This window comes from Nocardioides sp. (assembly GCF_036405735.1).
Lineage (GTDB): Bacteria > Actinomycetota > Actinomycetes > Propionibacteriales > Nocardioidaceae > Nocardioides.
In genome coordinates, this window is the sequence record NZ_DASWXC010000043.1 from 34,671 (window position 1) to 50,984 (window position 16,314).

Below are 16,314 nucleotides of genomic sequence, written 5' to 3' on the forward strand. Positions count from 1 at the left end.
AGCGACATGGGTATCGAAGAGAAGCTGCCGTCCGGCGTACTGCTGACCACCGTCGAGGGCGTCGCCGGCTACATGCGCAAGGCGAGCTTCTGGCCGGCGACGTTCGGCCTGGCCTGCTGCGCCATCGAGATGATGACGACCGGCGGCCCGAAGTACGACCTCGCCCGGTTCGGCATGGAGGTCTTCCGCGCCAGCCCGCGGCAGGCCGACCTGATGATCGTGGCCGGCCGCGTCAGCCAGAAGATGGCGCCGGTGCTGCGGCAGATCTACGACCAGATGCCCGACCCGAAGTGGGTGCTCGCGATGGGCGTGTGCGCCTCCTCGGGCGGCATGTTCAACAACTACGCCATCGTGCAGGGCGTCGACCACATCGTGCCGGTCGACATGTACCTGCCCGGCTGCCCGCCGCGCCCCGAGATGCTCATCGACGCGATCCTCAAGCTGCATGACCAGGTGCAGCACGCCAAGCTCGGCAGCAACCGCGCCAAGGAGATCGAGCAGCTCGAGAACGACGCGCTCAAGGCGCTGCCGACCAGCCGGATGAAGGGGCTGCTCCGATGACGGAGAACAACGTCCCCGACAACGTCTCCCCGGAGCCGGGCGAGCTCGCCGAGGTCGAGCAGGAGCAGATCGGCGTCCGCAAGGGGATGTTCGGCCCGAGCGCCGGCGGAGACACCTCCGGGTACGGCGGCCTGGTCCGCCCGATCCTGATGCCGCCGCCGGCCCGCCGTCCCTACGGCGGCTGGTACGACGAGGTCGCCGACGCGATCCGTGACGCGGCCGCCACCGGCGCCGAGGTCGAGGCCGCCGAGCCGACGGTCGTCATCGACCGCGGCGAGATCACCTTCCACGTCCGTCGGGAGGACCTGCCGGCGGTGGCCCGGGTGCTCCGCGACGAACTGCGCTTCGAGATGTGCCTCGGCGTCAGCGGCGTCCACTACCCCGAGGACGCCGGTCGCGAGCTGCACGCGGTCTACCACCTGCTCTCGATGACCCACAACCGCAGGATCCGGCTCGAGGTCACCGCGCCCGACGCGGACCCGCACGTCCCGAGCCTCGTCGGCGTCTACCCGACGCTGGACTGGCACGAGCGGGAGACCTACGACATGTTCGGCCTGGTCTTCGACGGCCACCCGGCGCTGACGCGGATCCTGATGCCGGACGACTGGCCCGGCTACCCCCAGCGCAAGGACTACCCGCTCGGCGGCATCCCGGTGGAGTACAAGGGCGCCACCATCGCCCCGCCGGACACCCGGAGGTCGTACTCATGACGCAGGACATCTACGCCGGCAGCGCCGACACGAGCGAGGGCCGGGTCTTCACCGTGTCCGGCCAGGACTGGGACACGATCACCTCCGCGATCGCCGGTGACCTCGACGCGCCCGCCGACGAGCGGGTCGTCGTCAACATGGGCCCGCAGCACCCCTCGACGCACGGCGTGCTGCGCCTGATCCTCGAGCTCGAGGGCGAGACGGTCACCGAGGCCCGCTGCGGCATCGGGTACCTCCACACCGGCATCGAGAAGAACATGGAGTTCCGCTCCTGGGTGCAGGGCGTCACCTTCTGCACCCGGATGGACTACCTCTCGCCGTTCTACAACGAGGCGACGTACTGCCTCGGCGTGGAGCGGCTGCTGGGCATCGAGGACGACATCCCCGAGAAGGCCCAGGTCATGCGGGTGCTCCTCATGGAGCTCAACCGCATCTCCTCCCACCTGGTCGCCATCGCGACCGGTGGCATGGAGATCGGCGCGCTGACCGTCATGACGATCGGCTTCCGAGAGCGGGAGCTGGTGCTGGACCTGTTCGAGCTCATCACCGGCCTGCGGATGAACCACGCCTTCATCCGTCCCGGCGGGGTCGCCCAGGACCTGCCTCCGGGCGCGCTCGACGAGATCCGCGCCTTCATCGCCCTGATGCGCAAGCGGCTGCCGGAGTACGCCGCCCTGTGCAACGCCAACCCGATCTTCAAGGGCCGGCTGGAGGGCGTCGGGGTGCTCGACCTCGAGGGCTGCCTGGCACTCGGCATCACCGGCCCGGTCCTGCGCTCGACCGGCTACCCGTGGGACCTGCGCAAGACCCAGCCCTACAGCGGCTACCAGGACTACGACTTCGACGTCATCACCTGGGACACCTGCGACTCCTACGGCCGGTTCCGCATCCGGCTCGCCGAGATGGAGGAGTCGCTGCGCATCGTCGAGCAGGCCGCCGACCGGCTGGCCCGGCTCGAGGGGGCGCCGGTCATGGTCGCCGACAAGAAGATCGCCTGGCCCTCCCAGCTCGCGATCGGGTCCGACGGCATGGGCAACTCCCTCGACCACATCCGCCACATCATGGGCGAGTCGATGGAGGCCCTCATCCACCACTTCAAGCTGGTCACCGAGGGCTTCCGGGTCCCGCCGGGCCAGGCGTACGTGCCGGTCGAGGGACCGCGCGGCGAGCTCGGGGCCCACGTCGTCAGCGACGGCGGCACCCGCCCGTCCCGGGTCCACTTCCGAGACCCGTCGTTCACCAACCTCCAGGCCACGAGCGTGATGAGCGAGGGCGGCATGGTCGCCGACGTCATCGTCGCCATCGCGTCCATCGACCCCGTGATGGGAGGAGTCGACCGGTGATCGACGAGACCACGTACGCCGAGCTGCGAGAGATCGCCGGCCGCTACCCCCAGGCCCGCAGCGGCCTGCTCCCGATGCTGCACCTCGTGCAGAGCGCCCAGGGCAGGGTCACGCCGGAGGGCATCGAGGCATGCGCCGAGATCCTCGGCATCAGCGCGGCCGAGGTCAGCGGCGTGGCGACGTTCTACACGATGTACAAGCGCCGGCCCGTCGGCGACTACCTCGTCGGCGTCTGCACCAACACCCTGTGCGCGGTGATGGGCGGCGACGCCATCTTCGAGCGACTCAAGGAGCATCTCGACGTCGGCAACGACGAGACCACGGCCGACGGGAAGATCACGCTCGAGCACATCGAGTGCAACGCCGCCTGCGACTACGCGCCGGTGATGATGGTCAACTGGGAGTTCGTCGACAACCAGACCCCGGCCAGCGCCGTGGAGCTCGTCGACGACCTGCGCAACGGCGTCCAGCGCCACTCGACCCGCGGTCCGGCCCTGTGCACCTGGCGCGAGGCCGAGCGCGTCCTGGCGGGCTTCAACGACGGCCTCGCCGACGAGGGTCCCTCCGCCGGTCCGGCCTCGCTCGCAGGCCTGACGATCGCGAACGAGAACGGCTGGTCGGCACCCTCCGCTGGTCGAGTAGCGAGCGCCAGCGACGACTCCGCTGGTCGAGCAGCGAGCGCCAGCGAGCGTGTCGAGACCAAGGAGGAGGCGGCGGCGACCGCCGACACCTCCCGTGCCGAGACCGAGACGGTCGTCGAGGAGGACGTCACCGAGGCCAAGCCCGGTGCGCCCACCCGTGAGGAGGACGACGCCAAGTGAACAGCACCGTGACTGACACCCTCACCCCGGTCCTGACGGCGAACTGGGCCGACGAGCGCAGCTGGACGCTGGCGTCGTACGCCGCGTCGGGCGGCTACCAGGCCCTCGACACGGCGCTCGGGATGACGCCCGACGAGGTCATCGCGGCCGTGAAGGACTCCGGCCTGCGCGGCCGCGGCGGCGCCGGCTTCCCGACCGGCATGAAGTGGTCCTTCATCCCCCAGGACAACCCCAACCCGAAGTACCTCGTGGTCAACGCCGACGAGTCCGAGCCGGGCACCTGCAAGGACATCCCGCTGATGATGGCCAGCCCCCACACGCTGGTCGAGGGCGTCATCATCAGCTCCTACGCCATCCGGGCCAACCGGGCGTTCATCTACGTCCGCGGGGAGGTGCTGCACGTCATCCGCCGGCTGCAGGCGGCGGTCGCGGAGGCGTACGCCGCGGGTCATCTCGGCACGAACATCCACGGGTCCGGCTACGACCTCGACCTGGTCGTCCACGCCGGTGCGGGTGCCTACATCTGCGGCGAGGAGACGGCGCTGCTCGACTCCCTCGAGGGCCGGCGCGGTCAGCCCCGGCTGCGGCCGCCGTTCCCCGCCGTCGCGGGTCTGTACGCCAGCCCCACCGTGATCAACAACGCCGAGTCGATCGCCTCGGTGCCCTCCATCATCAAGAACGGGCCGGCGTGGTTCGCCGGCATGGGCACCGAGAAGTCGCAGGGCTTCGGCATCTTCTCGCTGTCGGGGCACGTGCGGCGGCCGGGCCAGTACGAAGCGCCGCTCGGCATCACGCTGCGCCAGCTGATCGAGCTGGCGGGCGGCATGCGAGAGGCCCCCAACGGCCAGGCCCGGGAGCTGAAGTTCTGGACCCCGGGTGGGTCCTCGACGCCGTTGTTCACCGCCGAGCACCTCGACGTGCCGCTCGACTTCGAGTCGGTCGCCGCCGCCGGGTCGATGCTCGGCACCCGCGCCCTGCAGATCTTCGACGAGACCGTCTGCGTCGTGCGGGCCGTGCTGCGCTGGACGGAGTTCTACAAGCACGAGTCCTGCGGCAAGTGCACGCCGTGTCGCGAGGGCACGTGGTGGCTGGTGCAGGTGCTGTCCCGGCTCGAGCGCGGGCAGGGCAGCGCCCACGACCTCGACCTGCTGCTCGACCAGTGCGACAACATCCTGGGCCGCTCGTTCTGTGCGCTCGGCGATGGCGCCACCAGCCCGATCACCAGCTCGATCCAGCACTTCCGCGACGAGTACCTCGCCCACCTGACGCACGGCGGGTGCCCGTTCGACCCCGCGAAGTCCACGCTCTTCGCCGAGGAGGCGGTCCTCTCATGACGGTCGAGAAGAGCCCCGAGAAGGTCGCGCAGGACCTGGTGACCCTCACCATCGACGGCATCGAGGTCAGCGTGCCCGCCGGCACCCTGGTCATCCGGGCGGCCGAGCAGGTCGGCGTCCAGATCCCCCGGTTCTGCGACCACCCGCTGCTGGCGCCGGTCGGTGCCTGCCGGCAGTGTCTGGTCGACGTCCCCGACGCCGGCAACGGTCGCGGCTTCCCCAAGCCGCAGGCGTCGTGCACCATCCCCGTCGCCGAGGGCATGGTCGTCGAGACCGCCAACGCGACCGCCGAGAAGGCGCAGCGCGGGATCATGGAGTTCCTCCTGGTCAACCACCCGCTGGACTGCCCGGTCTGCGACAAGGGCGGCGAGTGCCCGCTGCAGAACCAGGCGATGTCCAACGGCCCGGCCGAGTCGCGCTTCTCCGTCTCGGGCGGCATCAAGCGCACCTACCCCAAGCCGATCAACATCTCCGCGAACGTGCTCCTCGACCGGGAGCGCTGCGTGCTGTGCGCCCGCTGCACCCGGTTCTCCGAGCAGATCGCCGGTGACCCGTTCATCGCGCTCATCGAGCGCGGCGCCCTGCAGCAGGTCGGGATCTACGAGAAGGAGCCCTTCTCGTCGTACTTCTCCGGCAACACCGTCCAGATCTGCCCCGTCGGCGCCCTCACCTCCGCGCAGTACCGCTTCCGCGCCCGGCCCTTCGACCTGGTCTCCACGCCGGGCGTCGCCGAGCACGACGCGTGCGGCGCGGCCATCCGGGTCGACCACCGGCGCGGCAAGGTGATGCGCCGCCTGGCCGGCGAGGACCCCGACGTCAACGAGGAGTGGATCACCGACAAGGACCGGTTCGCGTTCCGCTACGTCCACGCCGCCGACCGGATCACCTACCCCCAGATCCGGGAGGACGGCGCGCTGCGCCCCGCCTCGTGGCTGGAGGCGTTCGCCGTCGCGGCCCGCGGACTCGCGGCCGCCGGCCCGGTGGGTGTGCTGCCCGGCGGCCGGCTCACGCTGGAGGACGCCGCGGCGTACGCCGGCTTCGCCCGCGAGACGCTGCGCACCCAGGACATCGACTTCCGCGCCCGGCCGCTCTCGGCCGAGGAGACCGGCTTCCTGCGCGAGCACGTCGCCGGGCGCTTCGACGTGACGTACGCCGACCTGGAGGCCGCCCGCACCGTCGTGCTCGCCGGCCTGGAGCCCGAGGACGAGGCCGGCACGATCTTCCTGCGGCTGCGCAAGGCCGCCCTGAAGGGCACCCGCGTGGTCTCCATCGCGCCGTTCACCTCCCGCGGGCTGGCCAAGCTGCGCGGCCAGCTGGTCCGCACCGCCCCGGGCGAGGAGGCCGCGGCGATCGCGTCGCTGCTGGGCCATGGCGACTACGGGCTGGGCGCGGACGCGGTGATCCTGGTCGGCGAGCGGCTCGCCACGTCGCCGGGGGCGCTGACGGCCGCGGCCGAGCTCGCCGCGAAGACCGGTGCCCGCCTGGCGTGGGTCCCGCGTCGTGCGGGCGACCGCGGTGCTCTCGAGGCCGGCTGCCTGCCGGGCGAGGACGGCCGCGACGCGGACGCGATCGTCGCCGGCGTGCTGGCCGGTGCGCTCGGCGGCCTGGTCGTCGGTGGAGTCGACCCGCTCGACACCGCCGACCCGGCGGCGTTCCTCGCGGCGCTCGACGCGGCGTCGTTCGTCGTGAGCCTGGAGATCCGGGAGAGCGAGGTCACCCGCCGGGCCGACGTGGTGCTGCCGGTCGCGCCGGTGACCGACAAGGCCGGAACCTTCGTGAACTGGGAGGGCCGCCGTCGGCCGTTCGAGGCCGTCTTCAGCACGCCGGGGATCATGTCCGACGCCCGCGTGCTCAAGGGGATCGCGGACGAGCTCGCGGCCCAGGGCCGCCGCCAGGAAGTGGCGCCGGCCAACCAGTCCTCCGCGGAGTCGGCGCTCGTTCCTCGCGCCACCTCCGCTCCGGACGGCCAGGCCCATCCACGGCCGGCGCCACAACCTGGCGACGACCGCAGGTCCGCGGGCTCGTTCACGCTGGCGACCTGGAAGCTGCTCATCGACAACGGCCGGCTGCAGGACGGCGACAAGGCGTACGCCGCCACGGCCCGCCCGGCGGTGGCGCTGCTGTCGGCGGCGACCCTCGAACGGCTCGGCACGACGGTGACGGTCACGGGCGACCGCGGCAGCGTGACGCTGCCGGCCGTCGCCGCGGCCGACCTTGCCGACGACGTCGTCTGGTTGCCGTCCAACAGCTTCGGTCGCGGCGTGCTGGCCGAGGTCGCATCGCCGAACTCGCGCGTGGAGGTGTCCGGTGCTTGAGCAGTTCGGGCGTGACCCCTGGTGGGTCATCGGCCTCAAGGTGCTGCTGGTCTTCGTCGTCCTGGTGCTGCTCACGCTCTTCAACATCTGGTGGGAGCGCCGGGTCGTCGCCCGGATGCAGCACCGCATCGGCCCCAACGTGCACGGGCCGTTCGGCCTGCTGCAGTCGCTGGCCGACGGTGTGAAGCTGGCGTTGAAGGAGGACATCATCCCGAAGGCGGCCGACAAGGTCGTCTTCCTGCTGGCCCCGGTGATCGCCGTCGTCCCGGCATTCGTGACGTTCTCGGTCATCCCGTTCGGGCCCGAGGTGAACTTCTTCGGCCACCGGACGCCGCTGCAGCTGACCGACATGCCGGTGGCGGTGCTGTTCGTGATGGCGATCGCGAGCATCGGCATCTACGGCATCGTGCTCGGCGGCTGGGCCAGCGGCTCGACGTACTCCCTGCTCGGGGGACTGCGCTCCAGCGCCCAGATGATCTCCTACGAGGTCGCGATGGGTCTCGCGCTCGTCGCGGTCTTCCTGTACGCCGGCAGCCTCTCGACCTCCGAGATCGTCGCCGCCCAGGACGACCTGTGGTTCGGCCTGATCCTGTTCCCGAGCTTCGCGATCTACTGCATCGCGATGGTGGGCGAGACCAACCGGGCGCCGTTCGACCTCCCCGAGGCCGAGGGCGAGCTGGTCGGCGGCTTCCACACCGAGTACTCCAGCCTGAAGTTCGCCCTGTTCTTCCTCGCCGAGTACATCAACATGGCGACGGTCTCCGCGCTGGCCACCACGCTCTTCCTGGGCGGTTGGCACGCGCCGTTCTGGCTGGACAGGGTCTGGGAGGGCGCGCACGAGGGCTACTGGCCGGTGCTGTGGTTCTTCGGCAAGGTCCTGTTCTTCATCTTCGTCTTCATCTGGCTGCGGGGATCGCTGCCGCGGATGCGCTACGACCAGTTCATGGCGCTGGGCTGGAAGCGGCTCATCCCGCTCTCGCTGGCCTGGATCGTGCTCGTCGCGACCGTCCGCGCCATCGACCTGGAGGGCGGGATCGAGCGGGAGTACCTCCTCGCCGCCCTCGGCGTGCTGATCGCGCTGACGCTCGTCCTCGCGTTCTGGCCGTCAGGCAAGGCCGGGGAGGCCGACGAGCTCGCCGGTCGAGTGGGGGGCCCTGCGACAGGCAGCGACCGTAGCGAGACCGAGGGTCGCGCCGGCTTCCCGACCCCGCCCATGCCCGCGGGCGGCCCGGTGCGCGGCGCGGCGAAGCCGCTCGTCTACGAGTCGACCCGCGTGACACGAGAGGAGGGCCGATGAGCGAGAACCCGGACGACAAGCCCACGCTCAAGGAGCAGCTCTGGGACCCCATCGCCGGCTTCGGGGTGACCTTCCGGACGATGTTCAAGAAGGTCGTCACCGAGCAGTACCCCTTCGAGAAGCAGCCGACCGCGCCCCGGTTCCACGGACGGCACCAGCTCAACCGCTGGCCCGACGGGCTGGAGAAGTGCGTCGGCTGCGAGCTGTGCGCCTGGGCCTGCCCGGCCGACGCGATCTACGTCGAGGGCGGGGACAACAGCGACGACCTCGACGAGGCGGGCAACAGCCAGCGGTTCAGTCCGGGTGAGCGCTACGGCCGCGTCTACCAGATCAACTACCTGCGCTGCATCCTGTGCGGGCTGTGCATCGAGGCCTGCCCGACGCGGGCGCTGACGATGACCAACGAGTACGAGCTGGCCGACGACAACCGCGCCGACCTGATCTACGAGAAGTCCGACCTGCTGGCGCCGCTGCTGCCCGGCATGGAGCAGCCGCCGCATCCGATGCTGCTCTCCGACGACGAGGGCGACTACTACCGCGGCACGTTCGCCGCGCCGCCGCCGGCCCGGGCCACCTCAGCGTCGGCCACCTCAGCGCCGGCCACCTCGGGGGCGGTGGACTGATGGCCGCGTTCTGGACCCTCGCGCCCGTGATGGTGCTGGCCGCCCTCGGGCTCCTGTTCGTCCGCAAGGCCGTGCACGCCGCGCTCCTGCTGGCCGTGGTGATGATCAGCCTCGCGGTCCTGTACGCCGGCCTGGACGCCCCGTTCCTCTTCGCGGTGCAGATCGTCGTCTACACCGGCGCGATCCTGATGCTCTTCCTGTTCGTGCTCATGCTCGTGGGCGTCGACGCCTCCGACTCGGTGGTCGAGACCATCCGGGGGCAGCGGCTGCTCGCGGTGCTCGCCGGGCTGCTGCTCGGCGTGACGCTCGTGCTCGGCATCGGTCAGGTCACGCTCGGCGCGACCGTGGGACTCGGCGAGGCGAACGAGGGCGGCAACATCCCGGCGCTCGCGAACCTGCTGTTCTCCCGCCACGTGGTGGCGTTCGAGGTCACCAGCGCGCTGCTCATCACGGCCGCCATCGGTGCCATGGTGCTGGCCCACCGGGAGCGGCTGGACCCGAAGGCCACGCAGGCCGACCTCGCTGCGCAGCGGGTGCGCGACTTCAGCGCCAAGGGCACGCACCTGGGGCCGCTGCCGGCGCCGGGCACCTACGCCCGGCACAACGCCGTCGACACGCCGGCCCTGCTCCCCGACGGCTCGCCCGCCGCGCTCTCGATCAGCCGGGTGCTCGCCGCCCGCGGCTCGGTGCGCCCGGTGAGCCCGACCGAGGTCGCGCCCGTCGACGGGGCCCAGGGCGACGGTCCGGTGCCGGAGTCGTCCGAGACCGAGGGAGGCCGCTGATGGACTCGGTGACGCCGTACGTCGTCCTCAGCTCGATCCTGTTCACGATCGGGTGCGTGGGCGTGCTGACCCGCCGCAACGCCATCGTCGTGTTCATGTGCGTCGAGCTGATGCTCAACGCCGCCAACCTCGCCCTGGTGGCCTTCGCCCACCAGCACGGTGACCTCGACGGCCAGGTGGCGGCGTTCTTCGTCATGGTCGTCGCGGCCGCCGAGGTCGTCGTCGGGCTGGCGATCATCATGACCATCTTCCGGACCCGGCGCTCGGCCTCGGTCGACGACGCCAGCCTGCTGAAGCTGTAAGGGGCCTAGAGTGCACGAGATCCCGGTGGTCGACCCTGCCAGCGCCGGCGGCGTCTTCAGCCTGCTGTGGCTGGTGATCGCCCTGCCCGCCCTGGGCGCGGCGCTGCTCCTGGTCGGCGGACGGCTGACCGACCGGTGGGGGCCGTACGTCGCCACCGCGCTGCCGATCGGCTCGTTCCTGGTCAGCCTGGTGCTGTTCTTCAGCCTGCTCGGCCGTGGCGAGGACGAGCGTCAGGTCGTCCAGCACCTCTACACGTGGTTCGAGACCGGTCGCCTCGACGTCGGCATGGACCTGCTCTACGACCCGCTGGCGAGCCTGTTCCTGCTGCTCATCACCGGTGTCGGCTCGCTCATCCACGTCTACTCGCTGGGCTACATGGCCCACGACGAGCGCCGTCGGCGGTTCTTCGGCTACCTGAACCTCTTCCTGGCAGCGATGCTCGTGCTGGTGCTCGCCGAGAACTACATCGTGCTGTTCCTCGGCTGGGAGGGAGTCGGCCTGGCGTCGTACCTCCTGATCGGGTTCTGGCAGCACAAGCCGTCCGCCGCCGCGGCCGCCAAGAAGGCGTTCGTGATGAACCGGGTCGGTGACATGGGGCTGAGCCTGGCGATCATGCTCGCCTTCGTCACGTTCGGCACCACGAGCTTCACGGCCATCAGCCACAGCGCCGCCGGGGCCACCGAGGCGACGATGACCGCGCTGGGCCTGCTGCTCCTGCTGGGTGCCTGCGGCAAGTCCGCGCAGGTGCCGCTGCAGGGCTGGCTGCTCGACGCCATGGAGGGCCCGACGCCGGTCTCGGCGCTGATCCACGCGGCGACGATGGTGACCGCGGGCGTCTACCTCATCGTGCGGTCCAACTTCGTCTTCGAGCACGCGCCCGACGCGCAGACGGTGGTGGTCGTGGTCGCGGTCGTCACGCTGCTGTGGGGTGCGGTGATCGGAACCGCGAAGGACGACATCAAGAAGGTGCTGGCCGGCTCCACGATGAGCCAGATCGGCTACATGATGCTCGGCGCCGGCCTCGGTGTCGCCGGTTACGCGTTCGCGATCTTCCACCTGCTGACCCACGGCTTCTTCAAGGCCAACATGTTCCTGGGCGCCGGCTCGGTGATGCACGGGATGAACGACGACGTCGACATGCGCCACTACGGCGCCCTGCGCACGGCCATGCCCGTCACGTTCGCGACCTTCGCGATGGGCTATCTCGCGATCATCGGGTTCCCGGGCTTCTCCGGCTTCTGGTCCAAGGACAAGCTCATCGAGACGGCGCTCGCCGAGAACTGGCTGGTCGGCGTGCTGGCGCTGCTCGGGGCCGGGATCACCGGCTTCTACATGACCCGGCTGATGCTGATGACCTTCTTCACCGACAAGCGCTGGCTGGAGGGGGTGCATCCCCACGAGTCGCCGAAGATCATGACCGGCCCGCTCGTGGCGCTCGCCGCGCTGTCGGTGTTCGGCGGCCTGCTGCTGCTCGGCAACTGGATCTCCGACTACCTCACCCCGGTCGTCGGACACGTCGAGCATCACGAGGGCGGCCTGGCGCCGATCGTCGTCTCGCTGCTGACCGTGCTGGTCGTGGCGGCGGGGGTGGCGCTCGCCTGGCTGCTCGTCGGTCGCAGGGACGTCCCGGCCGTCGCCCCGGAGCGGGTGGCCTGGCCGGTCGTGGCCGCGCGCCAGGACCTCTACGGCGACGCCATCAACGACACCCTCGTGGTCCGCCCGAGCGCCCGGTTGACCCGCGCCCTGGTCGACACCGACCGGTACGTCGTCGACGGGGTGCTCACCGGAGGACCGGTCGCGGTCGGTGCGCTCGCCGGCGTACTGCGCCGGGTCCAGAACGGCTACGTCCGCTCCTACGCCCTCTCGCTCCTCGGCGGCTCGCTCGTCGTGGTCCTGGCCCTGCTGGCGGTGAACCTGTCATGACACTGACCCTCCTCTGGCTGCTGCCGCTCGTCGGGGCGGTCGTGACGGCCTTCACCACACCGGTGCTGCGCGCCAAGCAGGTGGCGCTGGCCTTCGCGGTGCTGACCCTGGTCCAGGGCGTCGTCGCGGCGTTCCGGTTCGACACCGGGGCCGACGGATTCCAGCTCACCGAGACCCACGAGTGGATCTCGGCCTTCGGCGCCCACTACGCGCTGGGGCTCGACGGCCTCGGCCTGCTCATGGTGCTGCTCACCGTGGTGCTGGTGCCGATCGTCCTGGTGGCGGCCTGGCACGACACCACCAAGCCGTCGTTCTTCGCCTGGGCGCTCGCCCTCGAGGCGTTCTCGCTGGTCGTGTTCGCGGCCACCGACGTGTTCCTCTTCTACGTCGTCTTCGAGGCCACGCTGATCCCGGCGTACTTCCTCATCGGCGGCTTCGGCGGGCCCCGTCGGTCCTTCGCGGCGCTGAAGTTCCTGATGTACCAGCTCGGCGGTGGCCTGGTGCTGCTCGCCGGCGTCATCGCCCTCTACGTCGTCTCGGCCCGGGCCGGGGAGCCGTCCTACCTCCTCACCGACCTGCAGCAGCTCGACATCGGGACCACCGTCGAGCGGTGGATCTTCGTGGCGTTCATCGTCGCGTTCGCCGTGAAGGCGCCGCTGTTCCCGCTGCACACCTGGCTGGCCGACACCACCGAGAACGCCACCCCGCCCACGAGCGTGCTGCTGGTCTGCATCCTCGACAAGATCGGCACCTTCGGGATGCTGCGCTTCTGCCTGGGTCTGTTCCCGGAGGCGAGCGAGTGGGCCACCCCGGTGGTGGTCGCGCTGGCGGTCGTCTCGATCGTGTACGGCGCCTTCCTGGCCATCGGCCAGGACGACCTGCTGCGCCTGATCGGCCTGACGTCGCTGTCCCACTTCGGGTTCATCACCCTGGGCATCTTCGCGCTCAGCAGCCAGGGCGGCGCCGGCGCGATCCTCTACATGGTGAACCACGGCGTCGCCACCGCGGCGCTGTTCCTGGCGGCCGGCTTCCTCATCAAGCGCAAGGGCACCGCCTCGATCGGTGCGATGCGGAGCATGGAGCGGAGCACTCCGGTGCTCGCCGGGCTGTTCCTGGTCGCGGGGCTGGCGACCGCCGGCCTGCCCGGGCTCTCGCAGTTCGTCTCCGAGATCCTCGTGCTGATCTCGGCCTTCGACTATCACTGGGTGGTCGGCGCCGTGAGCGTCACCGGCATCGTGCTGGCGGCCGTCTACGTGCTGTGGGCCTACCAGCGGATCTTCACCGGTGAGGGCTCCGCTGGTCCCGCTGGTCGAGTAGCGAGCGTCGGCGACGGTTCCGCTGGTCGAGTATCGAGCGCCAGCGACGGTTCCGCTGGTCGAGTAGCGAGCGCCAGCGAGCGTATCGAGACCCCACCGGCTCGCGATCTCGACCGCCGCGAGGTCGGCGTCCTGGCGCCGCTGACCCTCGCCCTGGTCCTGTTCGGCTTCGTGCCCGGCCCGCTGCTGGAGCTCGCCAACCCCACGGTGTCGACGGTGTTCGAGCACGCCGGCTTCACCGACGACGAGCCCACCGTGCCGATCGCTGAAGGGAGCGCCCACTGATGCCCCCCGAGTTCACCAAGCCCACGATCGAGTACGCCGAGCTCTGGCCGCTCCTCGTCGTCCTGGGCGTCGCCTGCGTCGGCGTCGTCCTGGAGGCCTTCCTCCCGCGCGAGCGGCGGTTCGGTGTGCAGGCCGGTCTGGCGGTCCTCGGGCTGCTGGTCGCGTTCGGCGGGACGATCGCCGTCGGCGTGGGTCTCGACGCGGTCGGCGGCACCCAGGGTGACGCGACCGCCCGCGGCGGGATCGCCGCGGAGGGCGCGCTCGCGATCGACGGCCCCGGTGTCTACCTGTGGGGTCTGGTGCTGCTGTTCGCGATCGCCGGCGCACTGCTGTTCGCCGAGCGCCGGCTCGAGAGCGGCGTCTCGGTCTTCGCCGGCCAGGCGGCCGCGCTCCCGGGCACCACGGCCGAGCGGGAGGCCTCCACCCGGGGCCTGGAGCACACCGAGGTGTACCCGCTGCTGATGTTCGCGGTCGGCGGCATGATGCTCTTCCCGGCGGCCAACGACCTGCTGATGCTCTTCGTGGCGCTCGAGGTCCTCAGCCTGCCGCTCTATCTGCTCTGCGGGCTGGCGCGTCGGCGCCGGCTGCTGAGCCAGGAGGCGGCGCTGAAGTACTTCCTGCTGGGCGCCTTCTCGTCGGGGTTCTTCCTCTACGGCCTCGCGCTGGTCTACGGGTACGCCGGCACGATGACCTTCGCCGGCATCAGCGACGCGGTCCAGGCCGGCTCGGGCGACCACACCCTGCTGCTGCTCGGCATCGGGCTGATGTCGGTCGGGCTGCTGTTCAAGGTCGGCGCCGTGCCGTTCCACAACTGGACCCCGGACGTCTACCAGGGCGCCCCGACGGCGGTTACCGCCTTCATGTCGGCCTGCACCAAGATCGCGGCGTTCGGCGCGATGCTCCGGCTCTTCTACGTCGCCTTCGGCGCCGACCGGTGGAGCTGGGAGCCGATGCTGTGGACCGTCGCGATCCTGACCATGGTCGTCGGCTCCGTGCTGGCCGTGGTCCAGACCGACGTGAAGCGGATGCTGGCCTACTCCTCGATCGCACACACGGGCTTCCTGCTCACCGGCGTGCTGGGGGTGCAGCCGGCCGTCGAGCTCGCCGACGGCCAGATCAGCTCGCTGCAGGCGGTGCTGTTCTACCTGACGACGTACGGCTTCTCGCTGGTCGGCTCGTTCGCCATCGTCACGATGGTGCGCGACGCCGGTGGTGAGGCCACCCGGTTCTCCGGCTGGACCGGGCTGGGCAAGGGCGCGCCGCTGCTCGCCGGCGCGTTCACGCTGTTCCTGCTGTCGATGGCCGGTCTCCCGCTCACGTCCGGCTTCGTCGGGAAGTGGGCGGTGTTCTCCGCCGCCCTCTCCGCCGGTGCCTGGCCGGTGGTGGTCATCGCGGTGGCGTCCAGCATCGTCGCGGTGTTCTTCTACGTCCGCTTCGTGCTGCTGCTCTACTTCACCGAGCCCGACGAGCGGACCGCCGCCGTGACCAGCCCGTCCCTGCTGACCTCCGGAACGATCGCGGTCTGCGCCGTCGTGACGCTGCTGCTGGGGGTCGTGCCGGGGCCCGTTCTCGATCTGATCGGTGATGCGGGATCATTCCTCAGGTGAGCACTCCCGACCTCGCGCTCCCGGTCACCGACCCTGACCTCGAGCAGCGTCTGCGCAGCCGGCTCGCCCTGGTGGAGAAGGAGCTGGCCGGGCATGTCGTGGGCCGCGCCCCGTTCATCACCGAGGCAGCCGCCCACCTGTTGGAGGCGGGAGGGAAGCGGTTCCGGCCCCTGCTGGTGCTGCTGGCCGCCGAGTGCGGTGACCGCTCCGACAGCCAGGAGGTCATCACCGCCGCGTGCGTCGTGGAGCTCACCCACCTCGCCTCGCTCTACCACGACGACGTGATGGACGAGGCCGCGCTGCGGCGCGGCGTCGACACCGCGCACGCCCGGTGGGACAACCACGTCGCCATCCTCACCGGCGACTTCCTCTTCTCCCGCTCCTCCGAGCTCACCGCCGAGCTGGGTCCCGAGGCGGTGCGGATCCAGGCGCAGACCTTCACCCGGCTCGTCGAGGGCCAGATCATGGAGACCCAGGCACCCGGCCCCGGCGACGACCCGATCGCGCACCACCTCGACGTGGTCGCGGGCAAGACCGGCATCCTCATCGCCACCTCCGCGCGCTACGGCGCGATGTTCGGCGGCGCGAGCCCCGAGGTCGTGCAGGCGCTGACGGCGTACGGCGACATCGTCGGTGCCGCCTTCCAGATCTCCGACGACATCCTCGACATCGCCTCGGAGTCGGCCGAGTCCGGCAAGACACCGGGCACCGACCTGCGCGAGGGCGTCCCCACGCTGCCGGTGCTCTTCGCGCGACGCGACGCGGCCGGGTCCACCGACCCGGCCGACGTACGGCTGCTCGAGCTGCTCGACGCCGACCTCGCTGACGACGCCCTGCACGCCGAGTGCCTGGCGCTGCTCCGCGGCCACCGCGCGCTCGACGAGGCCCGTGCCTACGTCGTCGCCGAGGCCGAGAAGGCCAAGCGGCTCCTGGACGCCCTCCCGCAGGGGCCGGTCCGCGAGGCGCTGGAGAAGTTCGCCGACATCGTCGCCGTCCGCTCCCGCTGAGTCCGGCCGCCGGCACGGGGCTCGCGCGGCTGCCGCCGCATGCTCGTCGAGGTATGCAGGTCGATGTGCACCTCCCGTGCGGAGTTC

The 16,314-nt window shown here is 70.8% G+C and carries 14 protein-coding genes; all 14 read left to right on the plus strand.

Features of this window, described 5'->3' with window-relative positions:
- The first annotated feature begins 6 nt into the window (after positions 1 to 6).
- From VGE38_RS06290 to VGE38_RS06355, 14 genes are read left to right on the plus strand one after another with little or no spacing between them, the layout of a single operon-like run.
- Positions 7 to 561: a NuoB/complex I 20 kDa subunit family protein gene (locus VGE38_RS06290; protein ID WP_331141682.1), complete on the plus strand. Its 555-nt coding sequence runs from the start codon at positions 7 to 9 to the stop codon at positions 559 to 561.
- The gene (locus tag VGE38_RS06295) at positions 558 to 1,271 is read left to right on the plus strand and encodes an NADH-quinone oxidoreductase subunit C (protein WP_331141683.1); all 714 of its coding nucleotides are present in this window, start codon (positions 558 to 560) and stop codon (positions 1,269 to 1,271) included. Before VGE38_RS06290 ends, VGE38_RS06295 begins: the two co-directional genes overlap by 4 nt.
- Complete coding sequence (locus VGE38_RS06300) at positions 1,268 to 2,614, plus strand: NADH-quinone oxidoreductase subunit D (protein ID WP_331141684.1); 1,347 nt, start codon at positions 1,268 to 1,270, stop codon at positions 2,612 to 2,614. The genes VGE38_RS06295 and VGE38_RS06300 overlap by 4 nt, the downstream gene beginning before the upstream one ends.
- On the plus strand, positions 2,611 to 3,435 hold the full coding sequence (nuoE, locus tag VGE38_RS06305; protein ID WP_331141685.1) for an NADH-quinone oxidoreductase subunit NuoE: 825 nt from the start codon (positions 2,611 to 2,613) through the stop codon (positions 3,433 to 3,435). The genes VGE38_RS06300 and nuoE overlap by 4 nt, the downstream gene beginning before the upstream one ends.
- Positions 3,436 to 3,443: 8 nt before the next feature.
- On the plus strand, positions 3,444 to 4,769 hold the full coding sequence (gene nuoF / locus VGE38_RS06310; RefSeq protein ID WP_331141751.1) for an NADH-quinone oxidoreductase subunit NuoF: 1,326 nt from the start codon (positions 3,444 to 3,446) through the stop codon (positions 4,767 to 4,769).
- A complete protein-coding gene (locus tag VGE38_RS06315) occupies positions 4,766 to 7,084 on the plus strand; it encodes an NADH-quinone oxidoreductase subunit G (RefSeq protein ID WP_331141686.1) in 2,319 nt (772 codons plus the stop codon). Before nuoF ends, VGE38_RS06315 begins: the two co-directional genes overlap by 4 nt.
- Positions 7,077 to 8,381: an NADH-quinone oxidoreductase subunit NuoH gene (nuoH, locus tag VGE38_RS06320; RefSeq protein WP_331141687.1), complete on the plus strand. Its 1,305-nt coding sequence runs from the start codon at positions 7,077 to 7,079 to the stop codon at positions 8,379 to 8,381. Before VGE38_RS06315 ends, nuoH begins: the two co-directional genes overlap by 8 nt.
- Positions 8,378 to 9,004 (plus strand): NADH-quinone oxidoreductase subunit NuoI, encoded by a 627-nt coding sequence (gene nuoI / locus VGE38_RS06325; RefSeq protein ID WP_331141688.1) that lies wholly within the window; start codon positions 8,378 to 8,380, stop codon positions 9,002 to 9,004. Before nuoH ends, nuoI begins: the two co-directional genes overlap by 4 nt.
- Positions 9,004 to 9,786, plus strand: coding sequence for an NADH-quinone oxidoreductase subunit J (locus tag VGE38_RS06330; RefSeq protein WP_331141689.1), 783 nt, complete (start codon positions 9,004 to 9,006; stop codon positions 9,784 to 9,786). The genes nuoI and VGE38_RS06330 overlap by 1 nt, the downstream gene beginning before the upstream one ends.
- Positions 9,786 to 10,088, plus strand: coding sequence for an NADH-quinone oxidoreductase subunit NuoK (nuoK, locus tag VGE38_RS06335; protein ID WP_331141690.1), 303 nt, complete (start codon positions 9,786 to 9,788; stop codon positions 10,086 to 10,088). The genes VGE38_RS06330 and nuoK overlap by 1 nt, the downstream gene beginning before the upstream one ends.
- 10 nt (positions 10,089 to 10,098) lie before the next feature.
- Complete coding sequence (nuoL, locus tag VGE38_RS06340) at positions 10,099 to 12,012, plus strand: NADH-quinone oxidoreductase subunit L (protein WP_331141691.1); 1,914 nt, start codon at positions 10,099 to 10,101, stop codon at positions 12,010 to 12,012.
- A complete protein-coding gene (locus tag VGE38_RS06345) occupies positions 12,009 to 13,613 on the plus strand; it encodes an NADH-quinone oxidoreductase subunit M (protein WP_331141692.1) in 1,605 nt (534 codons plus the stop codon). Before nuoL ends, VGE38_RS06345 begins: the two co-directional genes overlap by 4 nt.
- A complete protein-coding gene (nuoN, locus tag VGE38_RS06350) occupies positions 13,613 to 15,220 on the plus strand; it encodes an NADH-quinone oxidoreductase subunit NuoN (protein ID WP_331141693.1) in 1,608 nt (535 codons plus the stop codon). Before VGE38_RS06345 ends, nuoN begins: the two co-directional genes overlap by 1 nt.
- Positions 15,217 to 16,227, plus strand: a complete 1,011-nt coding sequence (locus VGE38_RS06355; RefSeq protein ID WP_331141694.1) for a polyprenyl synthetase family protein — start codon at positions 15,217 to 15,219, stop codon at positions 16,225 to 16,227. The genes nuoN and VGE38_RS06355 overlap by 4 nt, the downstream gene beginning before the upstream one ends.
- The last annotated feature ends 87 nt before the right edge of the window (positions 16,228 to 16,314 follow it).